At 60.3% G+C, this 23,246-nt stretch carries 21 protein-coding genes; 14 read left to right on the top strand and 7 right to left on the bottom strand.

Annotation, left to right across the window (positions count from 1 at the left end; all coding sequences use genetic code 11):
• Window positions 1–358 (top strand): hypothetical protein (locus QRN60_RS12575; RefSeq protein WP_284765575.1); only part of this gene is annotated, 358 nt, incomplete at its 5' end.
• 218 nt (window positions 359–576) lie between these two features.
• Here QRN60_RS12575 and QRN60_RS12570 read toward each other — a convergent pair.
• Window positions 577–780 (bottom strand): cold-shock protein, encoded by a 204-nt coding sequence (locus tag QRN60_RS12570; RefSeq protein WP_003503933.1) that lies wholly within the window; start codon window positions 778–780, stop codon window positions 577–579.
• Window positions 781–1,072: 292 nt separating this feature from the next.
• Window positions 1,073–1,921, bottom strand: coding sequence for a LysR family transcriptional regulator (locus QRN60_RS12565; RefSeq protein WP_165000632.1), 849 nt, complete (start codon window positions 1,919–1,921; stop codon window positions 1,073–1,075).
• Window positions 1,922–2,023: 102 nt separating this feature from the next.
• On the opposite strand from QRN60_RS12565, the gene QRN60_RS12560 reads away from it, so the two are divergent.
• Window positions 2,024–3,358 (top strand): aspartate aminotransferase family protein, encoded by a 1,335-nt coding sequence (locus QRN60_RS12560; protein WP_111792371.1) that lies wholly within the window; start codon window positions 2,024–2,026, stop codon window positions 3,356–3,358.
• Here the strand turns inward: QRN60_RS12560 and QRN60_RS12555 are convergent.
• Both QRN60_RS12555 and QRN60_RS12550 read right to left on the bottom strand, forming a co-directional pair.
• A complete protein-coding gene (locus QRN60_RS12555; RefSeq protein ID WP_111834159.1) occupies window positions 3,355–5,460 on the bottom strand; it encodes a sensor histidine kinase in 2,106 nt (701 codons plus the stop codon). The genes QRN60_RS12560 and QRN60_RS12555 overlap by 4 nt on opposite strands.
• Window positions 5,457–6,197, bottom strand: a complete 741-nt coding sequence (locus QRN60_RS12550; protein WP_060726763.1) for a response regulator transcription factor — start codon at window positions 6,195–6,197, stop codon at window positions 5,457–5,459. Before QRN60_RS12550 ends, QRN60_RS12555 begins: the two co-directional genes overlap by 4 nt.
• Window positions 6,198–6,406: 209 nt before the next feature.
• On the opposite strand from QRN60_RS12550, the gene QRN60_RS12545 reads away from it, so the two are divergent.
• From QRN60_RS12545 to QRN60_RS12530, 4 genes are all read left to right on the top strand, one after another.
• Window positions 6,407–7,429, top strand: a complete 1,023-nt coding sequence (locus QRN60_RS12545; protein WP_502871953.1) for an ABC transporter substrate-binding protein — start codon at window positions 6,407–6,409, stop codon at window positions 7,427–7,429.
• Between the two features lie 112 nt (window positions 7,430–7,541).
• Window positions 7,542–8,567 carry an ABC transporter substrate-binding protein gene (locus QRN60_RS12540; protein ID WP_020810392.1) on the top strand — a complete coding sequence of 342 codons (1,026 nt, stop codon included), beginning with the start codon at window positions 7,542–7,544 and terminating at the stop codon, window positions 8,565–8,567.
• Window positions 8,568–8,652: 85 nt separating this feature from the next.
• Complete coding sequence (locus tag QRN60_RS12535) at window positions 8,653–10,884, top strand: ABC transporter permease (RefSeq protein ID WP_129565120.1); 2,232 nt, start codon at window positions 8,653–8,655, stop codon at window positions 10,882–10,884.
• A complete protein-coding gene (locus QRN60_RS12530; RefSeq protein ID WP_129565119.1) occupies window positions 10,881–11,942 on the top strand; it encodes an ABC transporter ATP-binding protein in 1,062 nt (353 codons plus the stop codon). The genes QRN60_RS12535 and QRN60_RS12530 overlap by 4 nt, the downstream gene beginning before the upstream one ends.
• 78 nt (window positions 11,943–12,020) lie before the next feature.
• Here the strand turns inward: QRN60_RS12530 and QRN60_RS12525 are convergent, their stop codons facing one another.
• Window positions 12,021–14,057, bottom strand: a complete 2,037-nt coding sequence (locus tag QRN60_RS12525) for an NADH:flavin oxidoreductase (protein WP_129565118.1) — start codon at window positions 14,055–14,057, stop codon at window positions 12,021–12,023.
• A 141-nt stretch (window positions 14,058–14,198) separates the two neighbouring features.
• Between QRN60_RS12525 and QRN60_RS12520 the strand changes: the two genes are divergently transcribed.
• The 4 genes from QRN60_RS12520 to QRN60_RS12505 all read left to right on the top strand — a co-directional run bounded on the left by QRN60_RS12520 (window position 14,199) and on the right by QRN60_RS12505 (window position 18,010).
• Complete coding sequence (locus QRN60_RS12520; protein WP_162687331.1) at window positions 14,199–14,831, top strand: TetR/AcrR family transcriptional regulator; 633 nt, start codon at window positions 14,199–14,201, stop codon at window positions 14,829–14,831.
• 157 nt (window positions 14,832–14,988) lie between these two features.
• Entirely contained in the window at window positions 14,989–15,663 is a 675-nt protein-coding gene (locus QRN60_RS12515; RefSeq protein WP_035212640.1) for a response regulator transcription factor, read from the top strand.
• A 35-nt stretch (window positions 15,664–15,698) separates the two neighbouring features.
• The gene (locus QRN60_RS12510) at window positions 15,699–17,096 is read left to right on the top strand and encodes a sensor histidine kinase (RefSeq protein ID WP_284765574.1); all 1,398 of its coding nucleotides are present in this window, start codon (window positions 15,699–15,701) and stop codon (window positions 17,094–17,096) included.
• Between the two features lie 284 nt (window positions 17,097–17,380).
• A complete protein-coding gene (locus QRN60_RS12505) occupies window positions 17,381–18,010 on the top strand; it encodes an outer membrane protein (protein WP_129565116.1) in 630 nt (209 codons plus the stop codon).
• 124 nt (window positions 18,011–18,134) lie between these two features.
• Here QRN60_RS12505 and QRN60_RS12500 read toward each other — a convergent pair whose 3' ends face one another.
• A complete protein-coding gene (locus tag QRN60_RS12500) occupies window positions 18,135–18,524 on the bottom strand; it encodes a hypothetical protein (protein WP_129565115.1) in 390 nt (129 codons plus the stop codon).
• 138 nt (window positions 18,525–18,662) lie between these two features.
• A complete protein-coding gene (locus QRN60_RS12495; RefSeq protein WP_003503954.1) occupies window positions 18,663–19,094 on the bottom strand; it encodes a MarR family winged helix-turn-helix transcriptional regulator in 432 nt (143 codons plus the stop codon).
• Between the two features lie 205 nt (window positions 19,095–19,299).
• Here QRN60_RS12495 and graD point away from each other — a divergent pair, with 205 nt between their 5' ends.
• From graD to graC, 4 genes are all read left to right on the top strand, one after another.
• Entirely contained in the window at window positions 19,300–19,839 is a 540-nt protein-coding gene (graD, locus tag QRN60_RS12490; protein ID WP_003503955.1) for an FADH(2)-dependent resorcinol hydroxylase reductase component, read from the top strand.
• Between the two features lie 79 nt (window positions 19,840–19,918).
• On the top strand, window positions 19,919–21,148 hold the full coding sequence (gene graA / locus QRN60_RS12485) for an FADH(2)-dependent resorcinol hydroxylase oxygenase component (protein WP_099085866.1): 1,230 nt from the start codon (window positions 19,919–19,921) through the stop codon (window positions 21,146–21,148).
• Window positions 21,149–21,193: 45 nt separating this feature from the next.
• The gene (gene tsdA / locus QRN60_RS12480; RefSeq protein ID WP_099085867.1) at window positions 21,194–22,177 is read left to right on the top strand and encodes a gamma-resorcylate decarboxylase; all 984 of its coding nucleotides are present in this window, start codon (window positions 21,194–21,196) and stop codon (window positions 22,175–22,177) included.
• Window positions 22,178–22,180: 3 nt separating this feature from the next.
• Window positions 22,181–23,236 carry a maleylacetate reductase gene (gene graC / locus QRN60_RS12475; RefSeq protein ID WP_020810404.1) on the top strand — a complete coding sequence of 352 codons (1,056 nt, stop codon included), beginning with the start codon at window positions 22,181–22,183 and terminating at the stop codon, window positions 23,234–23,236.
• Window positions 23,237–23,246: the final 10 nt, after the last annotated feature.

The following is a 23,246-nucleotide window of genomic DNA, read 5'->3' as shown; positions in this document are numbered from 1 at the left end:
TCTAGTCACACAATATAAAAAGGGCTCCGAGACAACTCCGAGCCCTTTTTTGCGTTTCTGGACCGCGGAAATTACGATATTCCGTCAAACCGCGATGGTCGGCCAGATCTCCAACCTCTCAATGCCTGAGATTATACAGAAGCTGGATTTGCGGGATCGCGGGGATAGACCGCTCTCGACGAAAGAACGAGACCCGGAAGAACAGCGCGGACATGATCGTCTTCTGTGCGCTGCAAAAGGGGTAGTCCGGCGCTGCAGCCCCGGCAGCATCAATTGCCTTGTGCGCGGCATCGAAGGTCAAGTCTATCTAGTTCTCGTAGAAATAACGTGTCTGAACCCCTGTCGCGACTTGATGTAGGCGCTCCGGAGACCGCGCTATACATCGAGATTCGGCGATAATACGACACGGTTGGGAAGATATCTGGCGCTTTCCAAGATCCTCGTGCGGCATGTATATTTCAGTTCTTTGCCTGTCGTCCTTGTTTTTCCGATCTGCCGGACCGAAAAGCAGATGCCCGTTCGAAGTGACACTGGTCATTTCGAACGGGCACTCACATTCGACGACAGAGTGGCCTGTCAGAGGACAGTCACGTTTTCTGCCTTGGACTTGCCGGTCTTGCGATCCTGTCCCACGTCGTAGCTGACCTTCTGGCCATCCTGCAGGGCGCCGCCAAATCCGACGGCTGAGATATGGACGAAGACGTCAGGGCCACCACTGTCGGGAGTGATGAAGCCGAAGCCTTTATCTTGAGCGAAGAATTTTACGATACCAGTTGCCATGATGTCCTCGTTTTTTGATGTGCGACATCATCGCATAGCGGTTGCGGTGATCCGCATCAAGTCAGCGGTCCCACCTTGGCAATAACAAAGCTGGAAAAAGGCGCGTTTACCGCGTTGCCGCTTGTAGCAAAGAGCATCGCGATGAGCCGTTTTCTTCATGAACGGTCACATGTCTGTCGTTCCGATCTTCTTACGCTTAAGATCGCGAAGAGATTGGATTTGCCCATAAAGACGTTCTCATTTCAAATTCAGGACCAAACGACTGCAGGTCGGAGCGAGGGATCGACCGGCGTTAAAGGCTGAGACCCGGAAGAACAGCGCGGATGTGATCGCTGAGCGCTCTGGCTGCCGATGACGTCTGCGGATCGGCAAACTCGATTGCGATGCCGATTGTCGGCAGGGGTGGCAGTCCGCTTTTGACAATATGAAGGTCCGGTGGAACGGCGGTCCTGGTCAGAACGCTGATGGCAAGGCCGGAACGTGCGATCGCGATGAGGCCGGCAAGGCTGTTGCTGGCAAAGGCGACACGGTAGCGGCGATTGGCGGTTTCCATGGCGTCGCACGCCGCGCGATGATCGAGCGTCACGGGTGCTGAGAGCGCCAGCGGCAGCACATCCTTGGTGATGAGGTCCGGTTCCGGCCTGTTCGCCACCCAGACGAAACTTTCCCTGCGGAGCACGTCGCGGTGTTCAGGATCGGATTGCGAAACCAGCGCCATGTCAATCTGGCGGCGCTGCAGGAGGGGACGCAATTCCGTCGTGGGGGCGCAGACCATGCGCAGATCGACTTTCGGGTAGGTGCTGAAGAAACCTTTCAGCAGTTCCGGCAGGAAGGCGATGGAGTAATCTTCAGGGCAGCCCAGGCTGACGGTTCCCTGCAGGGTCGCCTCGCCCATATCGGCAAGGATTTCATCATGCCGGGCAAGAAGGGCGCTGGCATGGGCGAGCAGCTTCTCGCCCGCCGCGGTTATACGTACTCCCGAACCCGTTCGCTGCAGCAGCGTGTGGCCGACCAGTTCCTCCAGCCGCTGCATCTGCGTGCTGAGCGCGGATTGGGTGCGCCCGATCTGTGTGGCGGCGACGCTGATGGAGCCAGCTCGCGCGACAATGGTAAAGTTCTTCAGGAGCGTAAGGTCGAGCATGGCGATATCAAAATTGTCGATATCGGAATAAAATACTATCAATTGGACCGGGGTGGCAATGGGTTGTTATGTTTCGGCAAGATAAATTTTGGGGAACGAGCCATGGACAATCTCGCTGAAAACTTCGCCTCGCTCAACGACGAACCGGCATTCTGGGACGCTGCCAATAAACACCTGACCCGTTACGGACCCGCCTTTGAGGAGATCATCGTCGAGCGGGCCGAGGGAAGTTTCGTTTATGATGCGGATGGCCGCGCCATTCTCGATTTCACCTCCGGCCAGATGAGCGCTTTGCTCGGACATACCCATCCGGATATTGTCGCCACCGTCAACCGGCAGATGGCATCGGTTGCGCATCTGTTTTCCGGCATGTTGTCCCGCCCGGTCGTTGAACTTGCGGCGCGGCTGGCGGCTCTGGCGCCGGGTCTCGATCGCGTGCAATTGCTGACAACAGGCGCTGAATCCAACGAAGCGGCGATCCGCATGGCGAAGCTCGTGACCGGCGGGCATGAGATCGTCGCCTTCGCACAGAGCTGGCACGGCATGACCGGTGCTGCGGCCTCCGCCACCTATAGCGCCGGCCGCCGGGGGTATGGCCCGGCGACGGCCGGCTCACTCGTTATTCCCGCGCCGAATGCCTATCGTCCGCGCTTCAAGAACCCCGATGGATCGAATGACTGGCAGGCGGAGCTTGACGATGCCTTCGAATTGATCGACCGCCAGTCGACGGGCAATCTCGCCGCCTTCATTGCCGAACCGATCCTGTCGAGCGGCGGTATCCTCGAATTGCCCCTCGGTTATCTCGCTGCCCTGAAGAAAAAGTGCGAGGAGCGGGGCATGTTGCTCATCCTCGATGAGGCGCAGACCGGCGTCGGCCGGACCGGACATATGTTCGCCTTTCAGCGCGATGGCGTGACGCCTGATATCATGACGCTGTCGAAGACGCTCGGCGCCGGCCTGCCGCTTGCGGCGGTGATGACGCGTGCGGAGGTCGAGCAGAAGGCTTTCGAGAGGGGTTTTCTGTTCTATACGACCCATGTTTCCGATCCCCTGCCGGCGGCTGTCGGCGTGACGGTTCTCGATGTGGTGGCGCGAGATGGTCTGGTGGAACAGGCGATTGCCCGCGGAAATCGTTTGAAGGAGGGGCTGCTCTCGCTGCAGCAACGGTTCGAATGCGTTGGAGATGTGCGCGGGCGCGGGCTTTTGCTCGGACTTGAAGTTGTCGCAGACCGGCATACGAAAGCCCCGGGTTTCGAACTTGGCGCGCGCATCATGCAGGAGGCGATGTTGCGTGGCCTCAGCATGAACATCGTCAAGCTGCCCGGCATGGGCGGCGTTTTCCGCATTGCGCCGGCGCTGACGGTATCGGATTCGGAAATCGACCTTGGGCTGGAGATACTGGCGGATTCTATCGAATCCGCACAGCTTGCCCGCTAGGTGTGGCCGGCATTTGCCGGGAATGTCAGTTCCACCCTTGCGCCTTCGCCGGGTCTGGAACTGATATGCGCTTCACCGCCGCTCTGGCGGACGAACCCGTAGACCATGGCGAGGCCAAGGCCCGCACCGCCATGATCGCCCCGCGTGGTGAAATAGGGCTCGAACGCCTTGTCCACGGCCTCCGGTGTCATGCCGATGCCCTCGTCGGTGACGGTGATCACCAGCGTATCTTTTCCAGAGGCGGCCTCGATCGAAATCAGGCCGCCATCGGGCATGGCGGCTGCGGCATTGAGGCATAGATTGAGAATGGATTGCTCGAAGAGGGCAGGGTCCAGCGGTATCGAGGGAAGATTGTCATCGGTATCAAGCGCGATCCGGCATTTGGGGCCGACGGCGATTTCCAGAATATCGGCCATGCCCCGCAGCAGGCTTGCGACATTGATGACGCTTGGATGGATCGGCTGCTGGCTGCCGATGGTGAGCATGCTGCTGGCCAGAGACCGGCCGCGGTCTGCCGCCTTGCGGATACGGGCGATGTGCCGCTTCTGGCGATCGTTGAAACCGGCTTCCCGTTCCAGAAGGCCGAGGCTGCCGGTGATGATGCCGATCATGTTGCCCACCTCATGGCTGAGCTGGTGGGTCATGCGCATAATGCCATCAAGCCGTTGGGCCTTCACGGCTTCCGCTTCCTGGCGATCGAGAGCGGTCACATCGCGGGCGAGCAGCACGATGCCGCCATCCGGCTGGCGCGACATCGAGACTTCGATCACCCGCTGATCGTCAGTGCGATGGCGCACGACTGCGCGGTCGAGCAACTCCCCCGGCTCTGTATCGAAGGGCAGTAGAGCCGGGTCGATTTCCGGGATGGGTTCGACAAACCGGCGAAGCGGCAGTTTCCGCGACGAGCCGGAGCGTCCGACGAGTTCGATGATGCGGCGGTTCATGGTGATTGGTCTGCCAGCCGGATCGAACAGCGCTATTCCCTCATTCATGTTGCGGAAGGTCGAGCGGATGGTGCGGGCCGCCGCTTCCGCCGTGCGCCTGAGGCGCGAGACGCGATCGACGCTGTCGTGGAAGGCGCGGAATGCATCGAGCAGCCGGATCAACTCCGTCTCGGGACCCGTATAGGAGGGCGGCCCGACGTCCTTTTCCCCCTTGGCGAGGGCATTCATGCCGTTGGAGAGCGTCACGATCCCGCGCGAGACACGCATCACTGAGCGGATCGAGAAGATTGCCACGATGAGAACCAGAAGGGAGGCGACGGCGACAATGATCAGCAGCCGGTTGAGAGCATCGGACGTCGAGATCAGGTCTTCGTTCAGGCTTCGCGCAACAGCGTCACCCTGGGTTTCGGTCACATGGGAAAGATCGCGCGAGACGGTGTGAAGCCGGGAGACAGAGGCGCGGATCGCGAACATTTCCAGAAGGTAACGGCTCTGGGCCTCGAATACCCGCTCATAGGGCTGGAGTTCGGCCAAGGGCAGGCGCTCGCCCGGATAACCCTGCTGGCGCGCCGTTGTTTCCGCCACGTAGCGGCGGCGCAGTTCGCCAAGCTGGAAAAGGCTGTCGGATGCGGATGCGGCCTGCACGATGCCGTTCATTCTTCGACGCAGTTCCGGATCGAGGATGCCCTGACCGGTGGCGATTTCGCCGAGCGCTGCTGCCGCTTCCGCCTTGTGCCCCTGCGCCGCGTCGGCATCCTTTGCGAGATCCAGTGTCTGCGCCCTGATAAGCTGGAGCAGTTCAACGATACGCTCGCTCGCAAAACCGCGTGCGGCCCGTTCGCCGCTGTCTGGACCCGTCATCTGCAACAGCAGGTCGACCTGCTGGACCACGGAGCGGCTTTCGCTGGAAACGCGATAGGGCGAGGCGGCATTCATCAGAAACGGGGCGCTGGAGACGAGATCGGAGACCTGCCGCGAGACCAGTGAGGCCTTGGCGAGACTGGAAAAGGCCTGCAAGCCGTAGGCTGCCATTTCATCGCGGGCGCGCTGCAGGCCGTAAATGGCGATGGCGGAAAGGCTGAAGACGAGGATGCAGGTAAAGACGATCGCAAAGGGCAGGCGAAAGGCGATGGAGGAAAGGAAGGAGCGGCTGATCACGGGGAAAGCTCGCCCTCATCGGTATGCAGGACATAACCCTTGCCGCGTCGCGTCTTGATGTGACGTGGAAGATCCGGGTTACGCTCGATCTTGCGCCTGAGCCGCAGCACCAGCACGTCGACATTTCGGTCGATATAACGGTCGCTTTCCGAACCCAGCCTGTCGAGAATCTGGGAGCGGCTGACGGGCTGGTTGGGTGTTTCTGCGAGAATTTCCAGAAGTGCGAATTCGGCACTGGTGAGGGTGCGGCTGCGGTCAGCGAGGCAGACGGCGCGGCGCGCATCGAGATCGATTGCCCAGTCGCCGAGGCGCAGCGCTGTGCGGCCGTGGTCACGCTCGCTGTCCTTGTCCTGTTTCAGCGACGGGATTGTTCGCCGCAGGACGGCCTTGATCCGCGCCGTGAGTTCAATCGGTTCGAAGGGTTTGACCACATAATCATCGGCGGCGGTTTCAAGACCGAGTACCCTATCGGCAGCACTGCCGGCGGCGGTGACCATGACGATACCGATGTCGATCTGGCTGCGCAGCCGCTGGGCAAAGGTGCGCCCGGATGTGCCGGGCAGATTGTGGTCGACGAGGACGAGCTCCATCCTGTCCTTTGCCAATATCTCGTTCGCCTCCTCGGCGGAGCGCGCGCAGGTGGGCAGCCAGCCCTCCGCCTCGATGAGGTCCGAGATGAGCTCGGCCATATCCGGATCGTCCTCGACGATCAGAATGCGAACCTTCTGATTAAGCACTGCATATTCCTCCCGCTGTCATCATAGGCGCGGCGGCGACGATCTTCAAAGGTTCGCTGGTTATCTCCCCTGTCATAATTGTAATAACTGTAATCTTGTTCGGCGGTGCGGTGAAAGATTGGTAACCATTCTTCGATTGCGGTGCGGGCTGGATGTGACATGCTGTTGGTGGAGACTGGAACGGGGAGGTTCCAGGCAGGGAGGCTTAATTGAAAGCATTGACCGCACTTGCGGCGAGCATGGTCCTATGGCTGTGCGGCGCAGGGCATGGCATGGCCGAGCCGAAGTTGAACGTCCTGTGCGGCGTCGACGAGGCCTGGTGTTTGACCATGAAGCGGGCTTTCGAAGCCAAGGTCGGTCTCGAGATATCAATGGTGCGGAAGAGCACTGGCGAAATCCTCGATCAGATCCGTGCCGAACGATCCCATCCCACGGTTGATGTCTGGTGGGGTGGTACCGGCGACACCCATTTGCAGGCGGGTTCGGAAGGGTTGCTGGATGAATACCGACCTGTCCATCAGCAAGATTTGTTGCCCTGGGCGCAGAATTTCTCCGTGATGTCTGGGTCTCGGTCTGCCGGAATCTATGCCGGCGCGCTGGGTTTTGCCTATAATTCGGAACTGCTTGCGAAAAACAATCTGCCGGCGCCGACCTGCTGGAAGGACTTGGCGAAGGATGTTTATCGCGGCCATATCCTGACTGGCAATCCGAACTACTCCGGTACGGCTTTCACCATGCTGGCCACTCTCGTCCAGCTGTTTGGCGAGGAGGAGGCTTTTGGTTTCATGGCAAAGCTCAACCAGAACGTCGTGAGCTATACCAAGGTTGGTGCAGCGCCGGTCAAGGCGGCGGCGCGGGGCGAGATCTTGATCGGGATTTCCTTCATGCATGATGCCGTGACCCAGAAGATCGAGGGTTTCCCGCTTGTCATCGTCGCGCCGTGCGAGGGCACCGGTTATGAAATCGGGGCCGTCAGCATCGTCAAGGGCAATCGCAATCCTGCCCTTGCGCAAAGCTTCGTGGAATTTGCGCTGAGCCCGCAAGGGCAGGCGACCGGGGCCGCGGCCGGCCAGAACCAGGTGCCTTCCAATGCCCGGGCGACATTGCCACTGACCGCACCTGACATATCGATGATCAAGATGGTGGATTACGACTTCGCCACCTTCGGCCAGCCTGAAGAGCGAAGTCGGTTATTGAGCCGCTTCGACAGCGAAATCCACCCGACCCAGTAGGGCAGAAAACCAACATCCGAAAAGACAGCGCGCGCGCCGCAAGGTGCCGCGACCGGCAGCGCCATGTCTGCGTACTGCCAAGAATTCAGACGCAAGCTACAGGAGGATAACCATGCGACTGACAATACTTTCCACCCTGCTTTTTGCCGGTACGGCGCTCAGTGCCGTATCGGCGCAGGCGGCAGGCGAACTTAACCTGATCTGCTCGGCCGATGTCGTCATCTGCGAACAGATGAAGGGCGATTTCGAAAAGTCACACGACATCAAGGTCAATATGGTGCGCCTGTCTTCGGGCGAGACCTATGCCAAGGTGCGCGCGGAAGCCCGCAACCCGAAGACCGACATCTGGTGGGCCGGCACCGGCGATCCGCACATGCAGGCGGCATCCGAGAACCTGACGCTCGAATACAAATCGCCGATGCTGGATCAGCTGCAGGACTGGGCCGTAAAACAGGCGGAAAGCACCGGTTACAGGACTGTCGGCGTTTATGCCGGCGCGCTGGGCTGGGGCTACAACACTGAAATCTTCAAGTCCAAGGGCTACAAGGAGCCGAAGTGCTGGGCCGATCTGCTGGCGCCGGAGCTGAAGGGCGAAATCCAGATCGCCAATCCGAATTCGTCTGGCACCGCCTATACGGCGCTGGCGTCGCTCGTGCAGATCATGGGCGAGGATCAGGCGATCGACTATCTGAAGAAGCTCAACGCCAATATCTCGCAATATACCAAGTCCGGTTCGGCACCGGTCAAGGCGGCGGCGCGTGGCGAAACCGCGCTCGGCATCGTCTTCATGCATGATGCGGTGGCGCAGACGGCGGAAGGCTTCCCGGTCAAATCAATCGCGCCCTGCGAAGGCACGGGTTACGAGATCGGCTCCATGTCGATCATCAAGGGCGCCCGCAATCTCGACAATGCGAAGGCTTGGTACGACTGGGCGCTGAAGCCGGAAGTGCAGTCGCGCATGAAGGACGCCAAGTCCTTCCAGCTTCCCTCCAACAAGACGGCGGAAGTGCCCAAGGAAGCGCCGAAGTTCGAAGACATCAAGCTCATCGACTACGACTTCAAGACCTATGGCGATCCGGCCAAGCGCAAGGCGCTGCTGGAACGCTGGGACCGTGAGGTCGGTGCGGTCGCGAACTGATCTAAACTCCGGCGATCGGCATCCCGGCTTTTAAAGCCGGGGTGTCCGCCATTCTTTCATCGGCATGAAATAAGCGAGGTCGGCCATGACACGTGGCAATCGCAGGCTGGACATGGTCCTGGCGCTCGGGGCTTTTGCTCTGGTCTTTCTTCCCTGGTATCGCATCGAAGGCGGCTTTTTCAGCTTCCGCTGGCTATCCGGATTTTTCTCGTCGGCCAGCAATGCGCCCGGTGTGCTGCAGATATTGTCCTATGGCAAACCATGGCTTGTCGGCGTGGTTGTCTTTTTCCTCGCCGCATGCCTTGTCCGGCCTATCCGTGATCCGATGCGACGTGGCAGGCTTCTTGCGATTATCGGAGCCATCGGACTTGTTTTCCTCGCCTTGCAGGGGCTGGCCATCGGCTTTACCGGCTGGAGCTGGACGGTGAGCGAAAACCTCTTCGGCATGCTTGCCGATGGCCAGCCGTCCATGGGTGCCGGCGCCGTCGTCATGTCGTTCGTCTTCGTGCTTCTTTTTGCCTTCGGCCTTGCCGAACGCGGCGTCATGAAGGGCGACGCCTTCGTCGTCGGCGCCATTTCCGTTCTGGTTTTCCTCGTCACGGTTTTTGTCTTCTATCCGATCGGCAGCATGTTGGTTGCGTCCGTTCAGGATTTCGACGGCTCCTTCAACGCCGATGGCTTCATCCGCAATATCAAGGATCCCGGCATCTGGAGCCTCGGTTGCGTAGTGGGTGAAGAGCGTTGCGGTGTCGCGTGGCGCACGCTGTTCCTGGCCCTGATGACGGCCTTCGGTTCGACTGTGCTCGGCCTTGGCTTTGCATTGATCGCCACCCGCACGCGCTTTCCCTTCAAGAAGGGCCTGCGGCTTCTGACGGTTCTGCCGATCATCACGCCGCCTTTTGTCATCGGCCTTGCTTTGACGCTGCTTTTCGGTCGCGCCGGCGTCGTCACCGAATGGCTTTCCTATCTCTTCGGTATCGAACCGGGCCGCTGGCTTTATGGCATGACCGGCATCTGGATTGCGCAGGTCCTTTCCTTCACGCCCATCTCGTTTCTGGTGCTGATCGGCGTGGTCGAAGGCGTCAGCCCGTCAATGGAAGAAGCCTCGCAGACGCTGCGCGCCGACCGCTGGCGCACCTTCTGGCGGGTGTCGCTGCCGCTGATGAAGCCCGGTCTCGCCAATGCCTTCCTGATCGGCTTCATCGAGAGCATGGCGGATTTCGGCAATCCGCTGGTGCTCGGCGGCACCCATGGTGTTCTGTCGACGGAAATCTTCTTTGCCGTTGTCGGCTCACAGAATGATCCGTCCCGCGCCGCGGTTCTGGCGATCATCCTGCTGTGCTTCACGCTTTCGGCCTTCCTTGCCCAGCGTTTCTGGCTGGCAGGCAAGAATTTCGCGACGGTGACGGGGAAGGGCGACAGCGGCGCGCATATCGCGCTTCCGCGCGGGCTGTCCATCGGCGTCCACGCCGTCGTCGTGCCATGGATGATCTTCACCATCGTTGTTTATGGCATGATCCTTGTGGGCGGTTTCGTGAAGACCTGGGGTCTCGACAATTCCCTGACCTTCGACCACTATATCCGCGCCTTTTCCGTCAGCTTCTCCAATGGCTCGATCGCCTGGACCGGTGTAGCCTGGAACTCGTTCTGGACGACCATGAAGATCGCGCTGGTTTCTGCGCCATTGACCGCTGCCGTCGGTCTTTTGACCGCCTATATCATCGTGCGGCAGAAATTTGCCGGGCGGAACCTCTTCGAATTCGCGCTTATGATGAGCTTCGCCATTCCCGGCACGGTTATCGGCGTCAGCTACATCATGGCCTTCAACCTGCCACCGGTGGAAATGACGGGCTCGGCGCTGATCCTGATCGCCTGCTTCGTGTTCCGCAACATGCCGGTCGGCGTGCGCGGCGGCATTGCGGCGATGAGCCAGCTCGACAAGAGCCTCGACGAGGCTTCGTTGACGCTGCGGGCCAATAGTTTCCGCACCATCCGCAAGGTCATTCTGCCGCTGCTCAGGCCCGCGATCACGGCCGCGCTGGTCTATTCCTTCGTCCGCGCCATCACCTCGATCAGCGCCGTCATCTTCCTCGTCAGCGCCGAATACAACATGGCGACCTCCTACATCGTCGGCCTTGTCGAGAACGGCGAATATGGGGTGGCGATTGCCTATTCCTCCATGCTGATCGTGGTGATGATCACTGTCATTACCGGCTTCCAGCTCATTGTCGGCGAGCGTCGCTTGCGGCGCGAAAACCGCGTCGCCGGCCTGCCCGCCCCTTCCTCCGTTCCTCTTGCCCAGGAGAAAACCGCATGATTTCCGTAAAGCCCGGTTCCGTCACCTTCGAGAATGTCCGCAAGACCTTCGGCGCTTTCACCGCCATTCCCGACCTGTCGCTCACCATCGAGCCCGGCACGCTGGTGACGCTGCTCGGCCCCTCCGGTTGCGGCAAGACGACGACGCTGCGCATGCTGGCCGGCCTCGAACATCCGACCAACGGACGCATCCTGATCGGCGACAAGGATGTGACCATGCTGCCCGCCAATGAGCGCGATGTCTCGATGGTCTTCCAGTCCTATGCGCTTTTCCCGCACATGACGGCGCTCGATAACGTCGCCTACGGTCTGCAATCCTCCGGGCTGCGCAAGGCAGAGGCGCGGGGAAAGGCGGAAGAGGGGTTGAAGCTTGTCGGCCTTGCCGGCATGGGGCACCGTCTTCCGGCCGAACTTTCCGGCGGCCAGCAGCAGCGTGTCGCGGTCGCCCGCGCTCTGGTGCTGGAGCCGCAGGTGCTGCTGCTGGATGAACCGCTTTCCAACCTCGATGCCCGCCTTCGCCGCCGGGTCCGCACCGAAATCCGCGAGTTGCAGCAGCGGCTTGGCTTTACTGCCGTCTATGTCACGCATGATCAGGATGAGGCGCTGGCTGTTTCCGACCGGATCATCGTGATGAAGGATGGCGAGATCGCCCAGTCGGGTGCGCCACGCGATCTCTACGAAGCGCCGGCCTCCGCCTTCATCGCCGATTTCATGGGTGAGGCCAATGTCGTCAGTTGCGAGGTCATCGGCGTTGAGGGCGCCGATGCGCTGATCCGTGTCGGCGGGATCGATCATCGGGTCTCGGCCCGCAATGCCCGGCCAGGCCCGGCCAAACTCGCGGTTCGTCCCGGCTCGATTTCCATCGGACAGCCGGGTGGGCAGGGGCTGGCCGGGCGGGTGTTGCACAGCGCCTATCTCGGCGGTCACGTCGAATATGAGGTGGAAACCGATATCGGTACGCTGTTCATCGTCGATCATGCCGTGGAGACCAGCCTGCCGGCGGCGAGCGACGTGACGCTGGGGTTCAGGAACCGGGGTATCGCCTTGATTGAGGCTTGATGCCGCCGGTCCCGCATTCAGGATTTCATTGCGACAGAGGCAGCTTTGGTCTGCCTCTGTGTGTCGGGAACGCCAGCCTCAAATGTCCTTTGCCAGACGAAGCGCATCGTAGATTGCCGCATGGGTATTGCGCGCGGCGACCGCATCGCCGATCCGAAAGAGCCGGTAGGCGCCATCAGGATTGCGCTCGACCGTTTGGGTGGTTCCCGCAAGCAGGGCGTCGTAGGAGATTTCGCCAAGGTTCTTCGAGCCGGGCTTGAGGTCGAAATAAAGGTCATCCAGCGGGATCGTGCCGTGGTTGACGACGATCTGGTCGACGGTCCTCGATTTTGTCACGCCGCCATAATCGCTGCCGACATGGGCAATAAGCTGATTGCCGTTTCTTTCCGCGGCTTCCAGCCGGTAGGTAACGGTGAAGGTGACATCGAGATTTTGCAGGGAGCGCATATAGGGAACGAGGTTCATGGCCATGACTTCCGGGGCGAAGGCGCGGTCAGGCGTCATGATCTCCACTTTCGCCCCGGCCTTTGCCAGACATTCGGCGGCCTGCAGGCCGGCATGGTCGCCAGCGTCGTCGAAAACCAGCACATTCGTTCCCGGCTTGACGTCGCCGGAAATGATATCCCAGGCCGAGACCACGAGATCGTTGCCTCTGGAAAGCACATCGGTATGCGGCAAGCCGCCGGTGGCGATGATGACCACCTCTGGGTTCTCCGAGAGAACCGTGTCCGCCTCCGCCCAGTTGTTGAAGTGAAAGGTGACGCCCAGTCTTTCGCACTGGCTCATGCGCCAGTCGATGATGCTGATCATCTCACGGCGGCGTTCGCTTTGCGCCGTCAGCCGGATCTGGCCGCCGGGATTGTTGGCGGCCTCGAAAACGACGACTTCATGGCCGCGCTCGGCGCAGACGCGTGCGGCCTCGAGCCCGGCCGGCCCTGCGCCGACAATCACCACCTTCCGGCGTTCTGCCGCTTTGGGTATCTCGTGCGGCATGGTTTCCTCACGGCCCGTTGCCGCATTATGGATGCAGAAGGCGAGACCGCCCTGATAGATGCGGTCGAGACAGTAATTGGCGCCAACACAGGGGCGAATATCGTCCTCCCGTTTTTCCATGATCTTGCGCACGATATGCGGATCGGTCATGTGCGCGCGGGTCATGCCCACCATGTCCACCTTGCCGGCAGCGATGGCGTGGCGGGCGGTGGCGACATCGGGGATCTTGGCGGCGTGGAATGTCGGGAAGCTGGTCGCGGCGCGGATTTCACCGGCGAAATCGAGATGCGGCGCGTTGGCCATGCCCTGAATGGGGATGACGTCGGTCAGGCCCGGGTCGGTGTCGATATGGCCCCTGATGACATTGAGATAATCGATCAGGCCGCTGTCCTTCAATCGTCTGGCGATTTCGATGCCCTCAGCCTTTCCGGTGCCGCCCTCGAGACATTCGTCGGCGGTATAACGGACGCCGAGGATGAAATCGTCGCCCACGCGTTCGCGCATCGCCCTGAAAACGTCGAGACAGAAGCGCATGCGGTTTTCAAGCGGGCCGCCATAGGGGCCGTCCAGTTCGTTGGTCAGCGGCGAGACGAACTGGTCGATCAGATGGCCATAGGCCTCCAGCTCCACACCGTCCATCCCACCCGCCTTCATGCGTTCCGCGGCGTCGGCGAAGTCCTTGATGATACGCTCGATATCCCAGTCTTCGATCTTCTTCGGAAAAGCCCGATGCGCCGCTTCGCGATGATGGGACGGGGCAAGGATCGGCAGCCAGTCGCCCTTGTCCCATCGGGTGCGGCGGCCGAGATGCGTGAGCTGGATCATGATCGCCGCGCCCTGTTCATGCACGGCGTCGGTCATTTCCCGGATCCACGGGACGATTTCATCCTTGTAGGCGAGCAGGTTGTTGAAGACGGGTGGGCTGTCCCTGGAGACAGCGGCGGAGCCGGCCGTCATTGTGAGCGCAACGCCGCCCTTCGCCCGCTCCACCGTGTAGGCGCGGTAACGCCCCTTCGGCATGCCGTCCTCGGGATAAGCGGGTTCGTGCGACGTGACGATGATGCGGTTGCGCAGCGTGAGGTGTTTTAGCTGGTAGGGCTGAAGAAGGGGATCACTCGACATAGCCTGCTCCAAAAGGGTTTCTGTCCCAAGGCTAAGCGCGAATGTACACTTGTGTCAATTTACAAAACATAATTGTCTTTCTTTTTGACATGAGTGTACATCCCGCTTGTCGCGCAGAGACCAATTTGCTACGAATTCGTCATGGAAGCGACATTGAACGAAACCGGTTGGCGTGGATCGCAGGAGGGGTGGCTTGAGGCCGCCTATCAGGCTTTGCTGGAATCGGGCGTGGATTCCGTCAAAATCCTGCCATTGGCGAAAAAGCTCAATCTGTCGCGCACGAGCTTCTACTGGTTTTTCAAGGACCGGGAGGAACTGCTGGCCGCGCTCGTCGCCCGCTGGCGGGAAAAAAATACCGGGAACATCGTCAGGCAGTCGGAAGCCTATGCCGAGACGTTGGCCGAAGCCATGCTGAATGTTTTCGATTGCTGGCTGGATTCCTCGCTTTTCGACAGCAGATTTGAATTTGCGGTTCGAAGCTGGGCCCTTCAGTCCGACGAGATTCTTGCGGAGGTTCGCAAGGCTGACGAGATGAGAATGGCGGCGCTTTCCCGCATGTTCGTGCGGTTCGGCCACAATGAAAACACAGCGGATGTGCGTGCCCGGACCACCTATCTGGTGCAGATCGGCTACATTTCCATGCAGTCCGAGGAAGATGTGTCGGTGCGGATGCAGAGAATTCCGGACTATATCGCCATCTATACCGGCGAGGCGCCACAGCAGCGTGAGCTTGACCGGTTTTATGCGAGGCATGGGTACCGGCCGGGTTCGTGAACCTGACGCGACGACGTCGCGAAAACACACGCAATGCCGTCGGATTGTGACGGGCAAGGTGATACAAGACGAATTGTCTGCCCGTCCTCCTGCAATGTAGCTGCAACATTCACCGAACAGTGATGGGGGATGGCAAGGATTCATCTGGGGAACGTCATTGCGAATCTTGCTTCTTGAGGATGAACCCGAAATGGCGCGCGCACTTCTCGAAGCCCTGCGCCGGCGCGATGTGCTTGCTGATCATGTCAGCACCATCAGCGACGCTGACGCCCTTGCGCGGGACGGGTCTTACGATGTTCTGGTTCTGGATCGCCGCCTTCCCGATGGCGAAGGGCTTAACCTCGTGGCTTCGCTTCGCCGGAGCAGACATACCGTGCCCATCCTTGTTTTGACGGCGCTCGGAAGTGTCGATCATCGTGTCGATGGGCTCGATGCCGGGGCGGACGATTATCTTGCCAAACCCTTTGCGATCGAGGAGCTGCTCGCCCGCCTCAGGGCGCTCCACAGACGCGGCCCTTCTCTTTCCGACAAATATGCGCATTTCGGAAATCTGAGCATTGACCCGCGCGCCAATGAAGTCAGCATTGCCGGCTCCATCATCGAGTTGCGGCGTCGGGAATATCTTGTTCTTGAAGCGCTGATGCGGCGTCCGAACCGCATCGTCACGCGGTCGAACCTGATCGAGGCGGTCTATACGCTCGATGACGAGATCGAGTCCAACGCTCTCGATGCGCACATTTCCCGTATCAGGAAGAAACTGGCGCAGGCTGAAGCCACGGTGGAAATAAGAGCCGTGCGCAATATCGGTTACCTCATCCGGTCGAAGACATGAAGAGAGCGCCCGATCGATCCCTGCGATGGGGGCTGATGAAGCGCCTTTTTGCACTGCAGGCATTCCTGCTCGTCCTTTTCGTCATCCTTCTCATCGGCTGGATATGGATCATCGATCCGCGGCTGGAAGGTGCGAATGAAGAGACCGCCCGCATCGTCGCGGAGAGCGTGACAAAGGATGGACAGGGCAGGCCGCAATTGTCGGCGACGCCGGAGCTGGCGGAGCTGAAACGGCGTTATCCAAATCTCTGGTTTGTGGTGCGCGACGCCGATGACATCGTATTGCAATATGGGGTTGTCCCGCCGCCCGCCCTGTCGGCGGTGTTTCCCCCGAGTTTTGACCGCGCACGCCTGGAGGCGGCCGGAACGCTCCGCGCCACCGTGGAAAACCGCGATACAGCCGCCGGGCGGCTTCAGTTCATTGCCGGGACGGAGGAAGGAATTCCCAACGACGGTCTGAGTATCTGGATCAATGTTCAGCTGGACCTGGAAAAGGATGCCGAGGGCGCCATCCGCTGGCTGACCGTGCTGCCGGCGCTGGGTTTCATCATTCTCATCGCCGTCGTGCCCATGCTGATCCTGACGGGTATCGCGACATTGCTCGTGACCCCGCGGGCGGTCGGGCGCTCCCTGAGCGGGCTGATGGAAACCGTGAAGCAGGCGCAGTCCATTGATTTCGAGAACCGGTCCGAGCGTATCGACCGTTCGAAAGTTCCCCTTGAAATCATCCCGCTGGTGGATGCCTTCAACGTCGCGCTGTCGAGGCTTGATGACGGGTATAATCGCCGTAACCGCTTTCTCGCCGATGCGGCGCATGAGCTCAGGACGCCGATTGCAATTGTACGTACCAGAGCCGACCTCTTGCCCGATGACGCGCTGAGCCATCAGATCAGGGCTGATATCGATCGCCTCACCCGCGTTGCGCATCAGTTGCTGGAGATGCAGGCTGTGGGTGCGGTGGAACTGCCGGCGGAGCCGCGGGATCTCAATAAGCTTGTCGAACGCATCGCAACAGACCTTGCCCCGATTGCAATGGATGCCGGATATGAATTCGATTTCGAGCCAAGCGCGGATGCGGCCATCTTTACGGTGCAGGCATCAATTATCGAGATGGCGGTCGTCAACCTCCTGCGCAATGCAATCGATCATGCGGGCGGCAGAGGCGCAATCACGATCCGGGTCGACCCGGCAGGTGCGATTGAGGTCCGTGATGAAGGGCCGGGCATCCCGGTCTCCGAACGTGAGCAGGTATTCGAGCCGTTTCATCGGATCAACACCAACTCGCCCGGAGCCGGCCTTGGGTTGAATCTGGTCCAGAAGGCAGCGGAGCTTCATTGCGGCCGTGTCTTGTTCCTCGATCTCGATCCCGGCTTTTGTGTTCGGCTCGAAATTCGCTCGATCGCCTCAAAAGGCATTGCGGCTGGCACCGTTTAGCTGATGAGATTCTCAGCGAACGAGCTCCGATGACGAAATTACTTGCGATTTGGTTAAGGAAATTCCTCTAACTTGTTTAAATAAATAAATTATTTTGAATAATGCGCGCTCCATGCAATGCAAGCGCAATTCTCGCGGGGAAAATCTCCTTATCTGCTGAACGCATCCGCACGTCATGTCGGCCGGCGCAGCAGACAAACGGGAGCCGGATTTCCGGTTCTTCAACGCGAACTGAAACTTGGCTGCGCCGGAAGACGGCGCATCGGTTTCGTCTGGAGTCATTCATGTCGATCATCAAGAAATCGCTTGTCGCCGCGGCCGTCGCTGTTGCGGTTGCAGGCAATGCCTATTCCGCCGATCTTACGAACTATAATACGCAGCAGTCCTTCGATTATGGCAGTCAGCAGGCCTTCTCCTGGGGCGGGGCCTATGTCGGTGTGCATGGTGGCGTCGCTTCCCCGAAATTCAACCCATTGGCCAGCGGCCGCGGCCTGACGGGCGGTGTTCAGGCCGGTTATAACTTCCAGTTCGGTTCGGGCGTGGTCGGCGCGGAACTCGAAGGTTCCTATCTCGGAAATGAGGCGCGTGTGCCCAACGGCCGGTTGCGGGAGCGTTTCCGCGGCGCGGCCAAGATGAAGGCCGGCGTGGCGCTTGACCAGACGCTCATTTACGGCACTGCCGGCCTGACCACGACGAAGTTCAAGGACGGCAATGGCGTGACGGGTCCCGATGGCTGGAAACAGGGCTATCTGGTCGGGGCAGGCGTTGAACAGAGCTTCGGCGGCGGCCTGTCGGCAAAGTTCGAATATAATTATGTGAGCACAGGAAATGTGGCCACGACGACTTCAAGCGGCAGGTCGAAGACCGATGTCAGCGATCATGTCATCAAGGCCGGCCTGAACTATCGTTTCTGATCGGCCCGCCCCATGACAGGCCCAGGGAGAATTTTCGAAAGAAAACCGCCGCTTTCAGCGTGAAGGCGGCGGTACAATAACATTTACCGCAAAATATGCGGCGCCGGATGAAATCCGGACATGATCATTCGCACTCAAGCGACGGCTGCCGGAAACTTGTTACGTACCACTCGTTGCCGGAACTGCGCGTATGGAACGTGTAATAGCAATCGATGCGTTCGACATAACCTGGCGTTTCCGTCACTTCATATTGCTCACCGCGCCGCGTTGTCCGCACCTCGCCACTCGATGACCCGGAAACAACCTGTGTCTTTTTCTTCCGCCATTGAAAGGCCTGCTGGCCGGGACCCAGGCTGTAAATATTGTCCGGCGGCCCATAGTCCAGCATCACGCTGGTAATCGGCGCGCCGATATAGCTTTTCATGACGGTCGAGGCGCAGGCCGTGAGCAGCATGGACGCGCCGGCGATAAGGATGATTGCTGTCGGGACTGTGAGTGATGCTCTGCTGGACATGGAAATTCCTTTCAGCTGCGGGAACATACCGCAGGGATAGGAACAGCTTGTTGCAAGTACATTGCACGGGAAGATCGTTGGGCGGGCCGTGACTGCCGATCGGTCTCAGCTGGAGAGCTAGTTCGCCGGCTATCTGTGTCAGAGGCCGGCGATGTTGCGGCCGATATGGCGCAGGATGCTTTTGAAAAGTTTTGCCTCAGTGGGATCGAGACCTTCGATGGCGGTTTTTTCGAACATGGCGGCGATAGGCATGAGTTCATCGGCCAGTTCCTCACCCTTCGGGGTGAGGGTGATGCGCACGATGCGGGCATTGTCGAGAGGCCGTTCACGGCTGACGAGGTTACGCCGGACCATGAGCCCAACGAGCCGGGACAGTGTGGAAATTTCCACAGACACCATGTCCGAAAGCTCGGTCAGCGTCTTGCTCTCCTGCTGCCGCAGCGTCGCCAGCACGCGGTACATCGGCAGGGTGATGTCATAGGAGGCCAGTCTCACGGAAAAGCGCTCGCCAAGCCGAACGCCCACCCAGTTGAGCAGGTAGGGTACCGAGTCGGTGAATTGATAAGACACGAGCAAATCCCCGTTTGAGAACCATTTGCGCAAATGCTGATGTGCGCCTATCGGCTGTACCGGCACAATCCATCGGTTTCAATAGCTTCGCCCCACAAGACGGGGAATGCGAGGTCCTCGCTCGCTCAATAAATGACGAAAAACATTTGCGTTGACAAATGTTGCAAACGCAAATAAATAAGAACGCAGGATTTGGGAGGATCTCATGACATCAGCATTGTTTGGCCTGAGCGGCCTTGCACCCGAAGGCGTCGGCCAGAATTTTCGTTCGACGATGCGCCGTTTTCCAGCCACCGTCACCGTCATTACGGCCTGTGCTTCGGGTGATCAGCGCGACCACGGCATGACGGTGACGGCTGTCACTTCAGTCTCGATGGAGCCGCCGTCTCTGCTGGTTTGCCTGAACAATCGCACCCTGCTGCATGAATTGCTGCTGTGCCGGCCTGATTTCATCGTCAATGTGCTGACGCAGGACCAGATGGCCCTGTCGGATGCCTTTAGCGGCAAGGTGCCGCCGGAAGAGCGTTTCCGCGACGGTCAATGGCAGCGCCATGACAATGGCGTTCTCTATCTGCCGACGGCCCATGCCGCAATCGCCTGCCGTCGGGTTGCTGCCATGCCCTATGGAACCCATACCGTCTTTATCGGCCAGGTGGTTTCGGCCGATGTCAGCGAGACGACGCGGCCGCTGCTTTACGAAAACGCCCAATATTGCGCCGCAAGCCCCGCGAGCCTGCCCGCCTGATCATTACCGCTCAGACAATTCCGGCGGGATAACCGCCGGCCAGCAACGTCCGGCCAGTAACGTCCGGAAGGAGACAATCATGAACGATATGAGCCATGCGCCGCTGCCGGCGCAAACGAACCCGCGTGTCCGCCTCGCAAGCCGCGTCGCCGGCATAGCCGATCTTTTCCGGATGAGCGCCAGACAGACGGAGGAGGCCCGGCGTGTTCCCGCAAGCCATATCGAGGCGCTGCGCGGCATTGGATATTTCGATATCGTCAAACCTCGCGCTTTCGGCGGCAAGGGTGGAGATTTCGCCGAACTGGTCGAGGCTAATATCGAGCTTTCGGCCGCCTGTGCGTCGACCGGTTGGGTCGCCGGCCTGCTGTCGGCCCATCAATGGCTGCTGGCGATGTTTCCGGAAGAGGCGCAGGCCGATGTCTGGGGTGAAAACCCCGATGCGCTTCTGTGCGGTTCCTATGCGCCGGTGAAGATGGCAGAGCTCGCCGATGGCGGTTACCGCCTGAGCGGCAAATGGGCCTTCGCCTCCGGCTGCGAAAACGCGCAATGGTCCCTCTGTGCCGCCATCTTGCCGCCGCGGGGCGAAGGAAAACCGGTTCCGTCCTTCCTGCTCGTTCCTGCCGGGCAATATGTGATTGAAGACACCTGGCATGTGGTAGGCCTGGCCGGCACGGGTTCCAAGACGCTCGTTCTCGATGATGTCTTTATTCCCGGACACCGGGTTCTGACCTTCCCCGACGCCACCAGTGGCAAGACACCCGGCGGGCATTATTATGCGGAGGAAGGCCTGTTCAACATGCCGCTTCTGACCGGCATCCCCTCCTGTCTCGCAGCGGCGGGTGTCGGCGCGGCCAAGGGGGCGCTTGCCGCCTATGTCGATCACGTCGGCGGCCGGGTCACGCGCGGCGCGGTGGCGGGCGGCAACAATCGCATGGCCGAATTCCCGACCATTCAGCTGCGCGTCGCGGAAGCTGCCGCGAGCGTTGATGCGGCGTGCGAAATTCTGCTGCGCGATGTTTCCCGGGCACAGGCGCTCTCGCAGGCAAGGATCGAAGGCCGGGCGGAGTTTACGGTGGATGACCGGCTTCTGAGCCGTCGCGGCCAGTCCTTTGCGGTGTCTCTGTCACTTCGCGCCGTGCAGGCGCTCAACGATTCCACCGGCGGCGTCGGGCTCGATCTTTCCAACCCCGTGCAGCGGGCCTGGCGGGATGCGAACGCGGTCGGCCGCCATATCAGCATGAACTGGGATGCCGTGGGCACCATGATCGGCCAGAGCATGCTCGGGCTGGAACCCAAGGGTCAATATTGATCGCCTCTCGGGCGACGAACACACAGCGAATTTGGAGGAAACTACATGCAAGGCAAGGTCGCTCTCGAGGAGCATTTCGCTATCCCGGAAACGCTCCAGGATTCGGCCGGGTTCGTGCCCGGCGATTACTGGAAGGAACTGCAGCACCGCCTGCTCGACATTCAGGATACGCGCCTGAAGCTGATGGATGCGCACGGCATCGAAACCATGATCCTGTCGCTCAATGCGCCGGCGGTGCAGGCTATTCCCGACACCAGCAAGGCAATCGAAATCGCGCGGCGGGCGAATGACTTTCTCGCCGAAGAATGCGCCAAGCGGCCGGATCGCTTCCTTGCCTTCGCAGCATTGCCTTTGCAGGATCCCGATGCGGCAACCGAGGAATTGCAGCGCTGCGTCAACGATCTCGGCTTCGTCGGCGCGCTCGTCAACGGCTTCAGCCAGGAGGGCGATGGCCAGACGCCGCTTTATTACGATCTGCCGCAATATCGCCCGTTCTGGGGTGAAGTCGAAAAGCTCGACGTGCCTTTCTACCTGCATCCGCGCAATCCGTTGCCGCAGGATTCGCGCATCTATGACGGCCATCCCTGGCTGCTCGGCCCCACCTGGGCTTTCGCGCAGGAAACGGCGGTCCATGCGCTGCGTCTCATGGCCTCAGGCCTGTTTGACGAATATCCGCGCCTCAACATCATTCTCGGCCATATGGGCGAGGGCCTGCCTTACATGATGTGGCGCATCGACCATCGTAATGCCTGGGTGAAGCTGCCGCCGCGTTATCCGGCCAAGCGTCGTTTCGTGGATTATTTCAACGAGAATTTCCATATTACCACCTCGGGCAATTTCCGCACCCAGACGCTGATCGACGCCATTCTGGAAATCGGTGCGGATCGCATCCTGTTTTCCACCGACTGGCCCTTCGAGAATATCGACCACGCCTCCGACTGGTTTAATGCGACAACCATTGCCGAAGCCGACCGGGTGAAGATCGGCCGCACCAATGCGCGCCGCCTGTTCAAGCTCGACGGACACTGAACCATGCAGCCTTTCGTCTATACGGCCGCTCCCGCCCGCATCGTTTTCGGCGCGGGCAGCTCGGCGGGCGTGGCGGAGGAAATCCGCCGCCTTGGCCTGTCGCGGGCACTGGTGCTTTCCACGCCGCAGCAGAAGGGCGACGCGGAGGCGCTTGCCGCCCGGCTTGGCCGGCTTGCTGCCGGTGTCTTCGGTGATGCAACCATGCATACGCCGGTCGAGGTGACGAAAAACGCGGTCGAAGCCTATCGCACCGCCGGTGCGGATTGCGTCGTGGCGCTCGGTGGCGGTTCCACCACCGGTCTCGGCAAGGCCATTGCGCTGCGCACCGATGCGGCGCAGATCGTCATTCCGACCACCTATGCCGGTTCCGAGGTGACGCCCATTCTCGGCCAGACGGAAAACGGGGTGAAGACCACCATGCGCGGGCCGGAAATCCTGCCGGAAGTGGTGATTTACGATGCGGAACTGACGCTTGGGTTGCCTGTCGCCATCAGCATGACGAGCGGCCTCAACGCCATGGCCCATGCGGCGGAGGCGCTCTATGCGCGGGATCGCAATCCCATCGCCAGCCTGATGGCGGTCGAGGGGCTGCGGGCGATGATCGAGGCCCTTCCCGGCGTGAAGGCCGAGCCGCGGGATATCAAGGCGCGCGAAACCACGCTTTATGGTGCGTGGCTGTGCGGTTCGGTGCTTGGCGCCGTCGGCATGTCGCTGCATCACAAGCTTTGTCACACGCTGGGCGGCAGTCTCGACCTGCCGCATGCGGAAACCCATGCGGTGCTTCTGCCACACACCATCGCCTATGTGGAACAGGCGGTGCCGGATCTGCTCGCACCGCTCGCCGCTCTTGTCGGCGGCAGGGCAGGGGCCGGGCTTTATGATTTTGCCGCCCGGCTTGGCGCGCCGGCAAGCCTTGCGGCTCTTGGGGTCCGGTCGGACGATCTCGACCCCATGGCAGAGCTGGCGACGGCCAATCCTTACTGGTGCCCGCGGCCAATCGAAAAAACTGCGATCCGCGACCTTTTGCAACGCGCCTTCGAGGGCGCGCGGCCGGAGTAATGGGAGGAGA

Origin of the sequence: Agrobacterium sp. CFBP2214, assembly GCF_030209895.1 — a bacterium.
Taxonomy (GTDB): domain Bacteria; phylum Pseudomonadota; class Alphaproteobacteria; order Rhizobiales; family Rhizobiaceae; genus Agrobacterium; species Agrobacterium radiobacter.
Note: the sequence above shows the minus strand (reverse complement) of the source record. Positions and strands in the feature narration are given on the sequence as shown.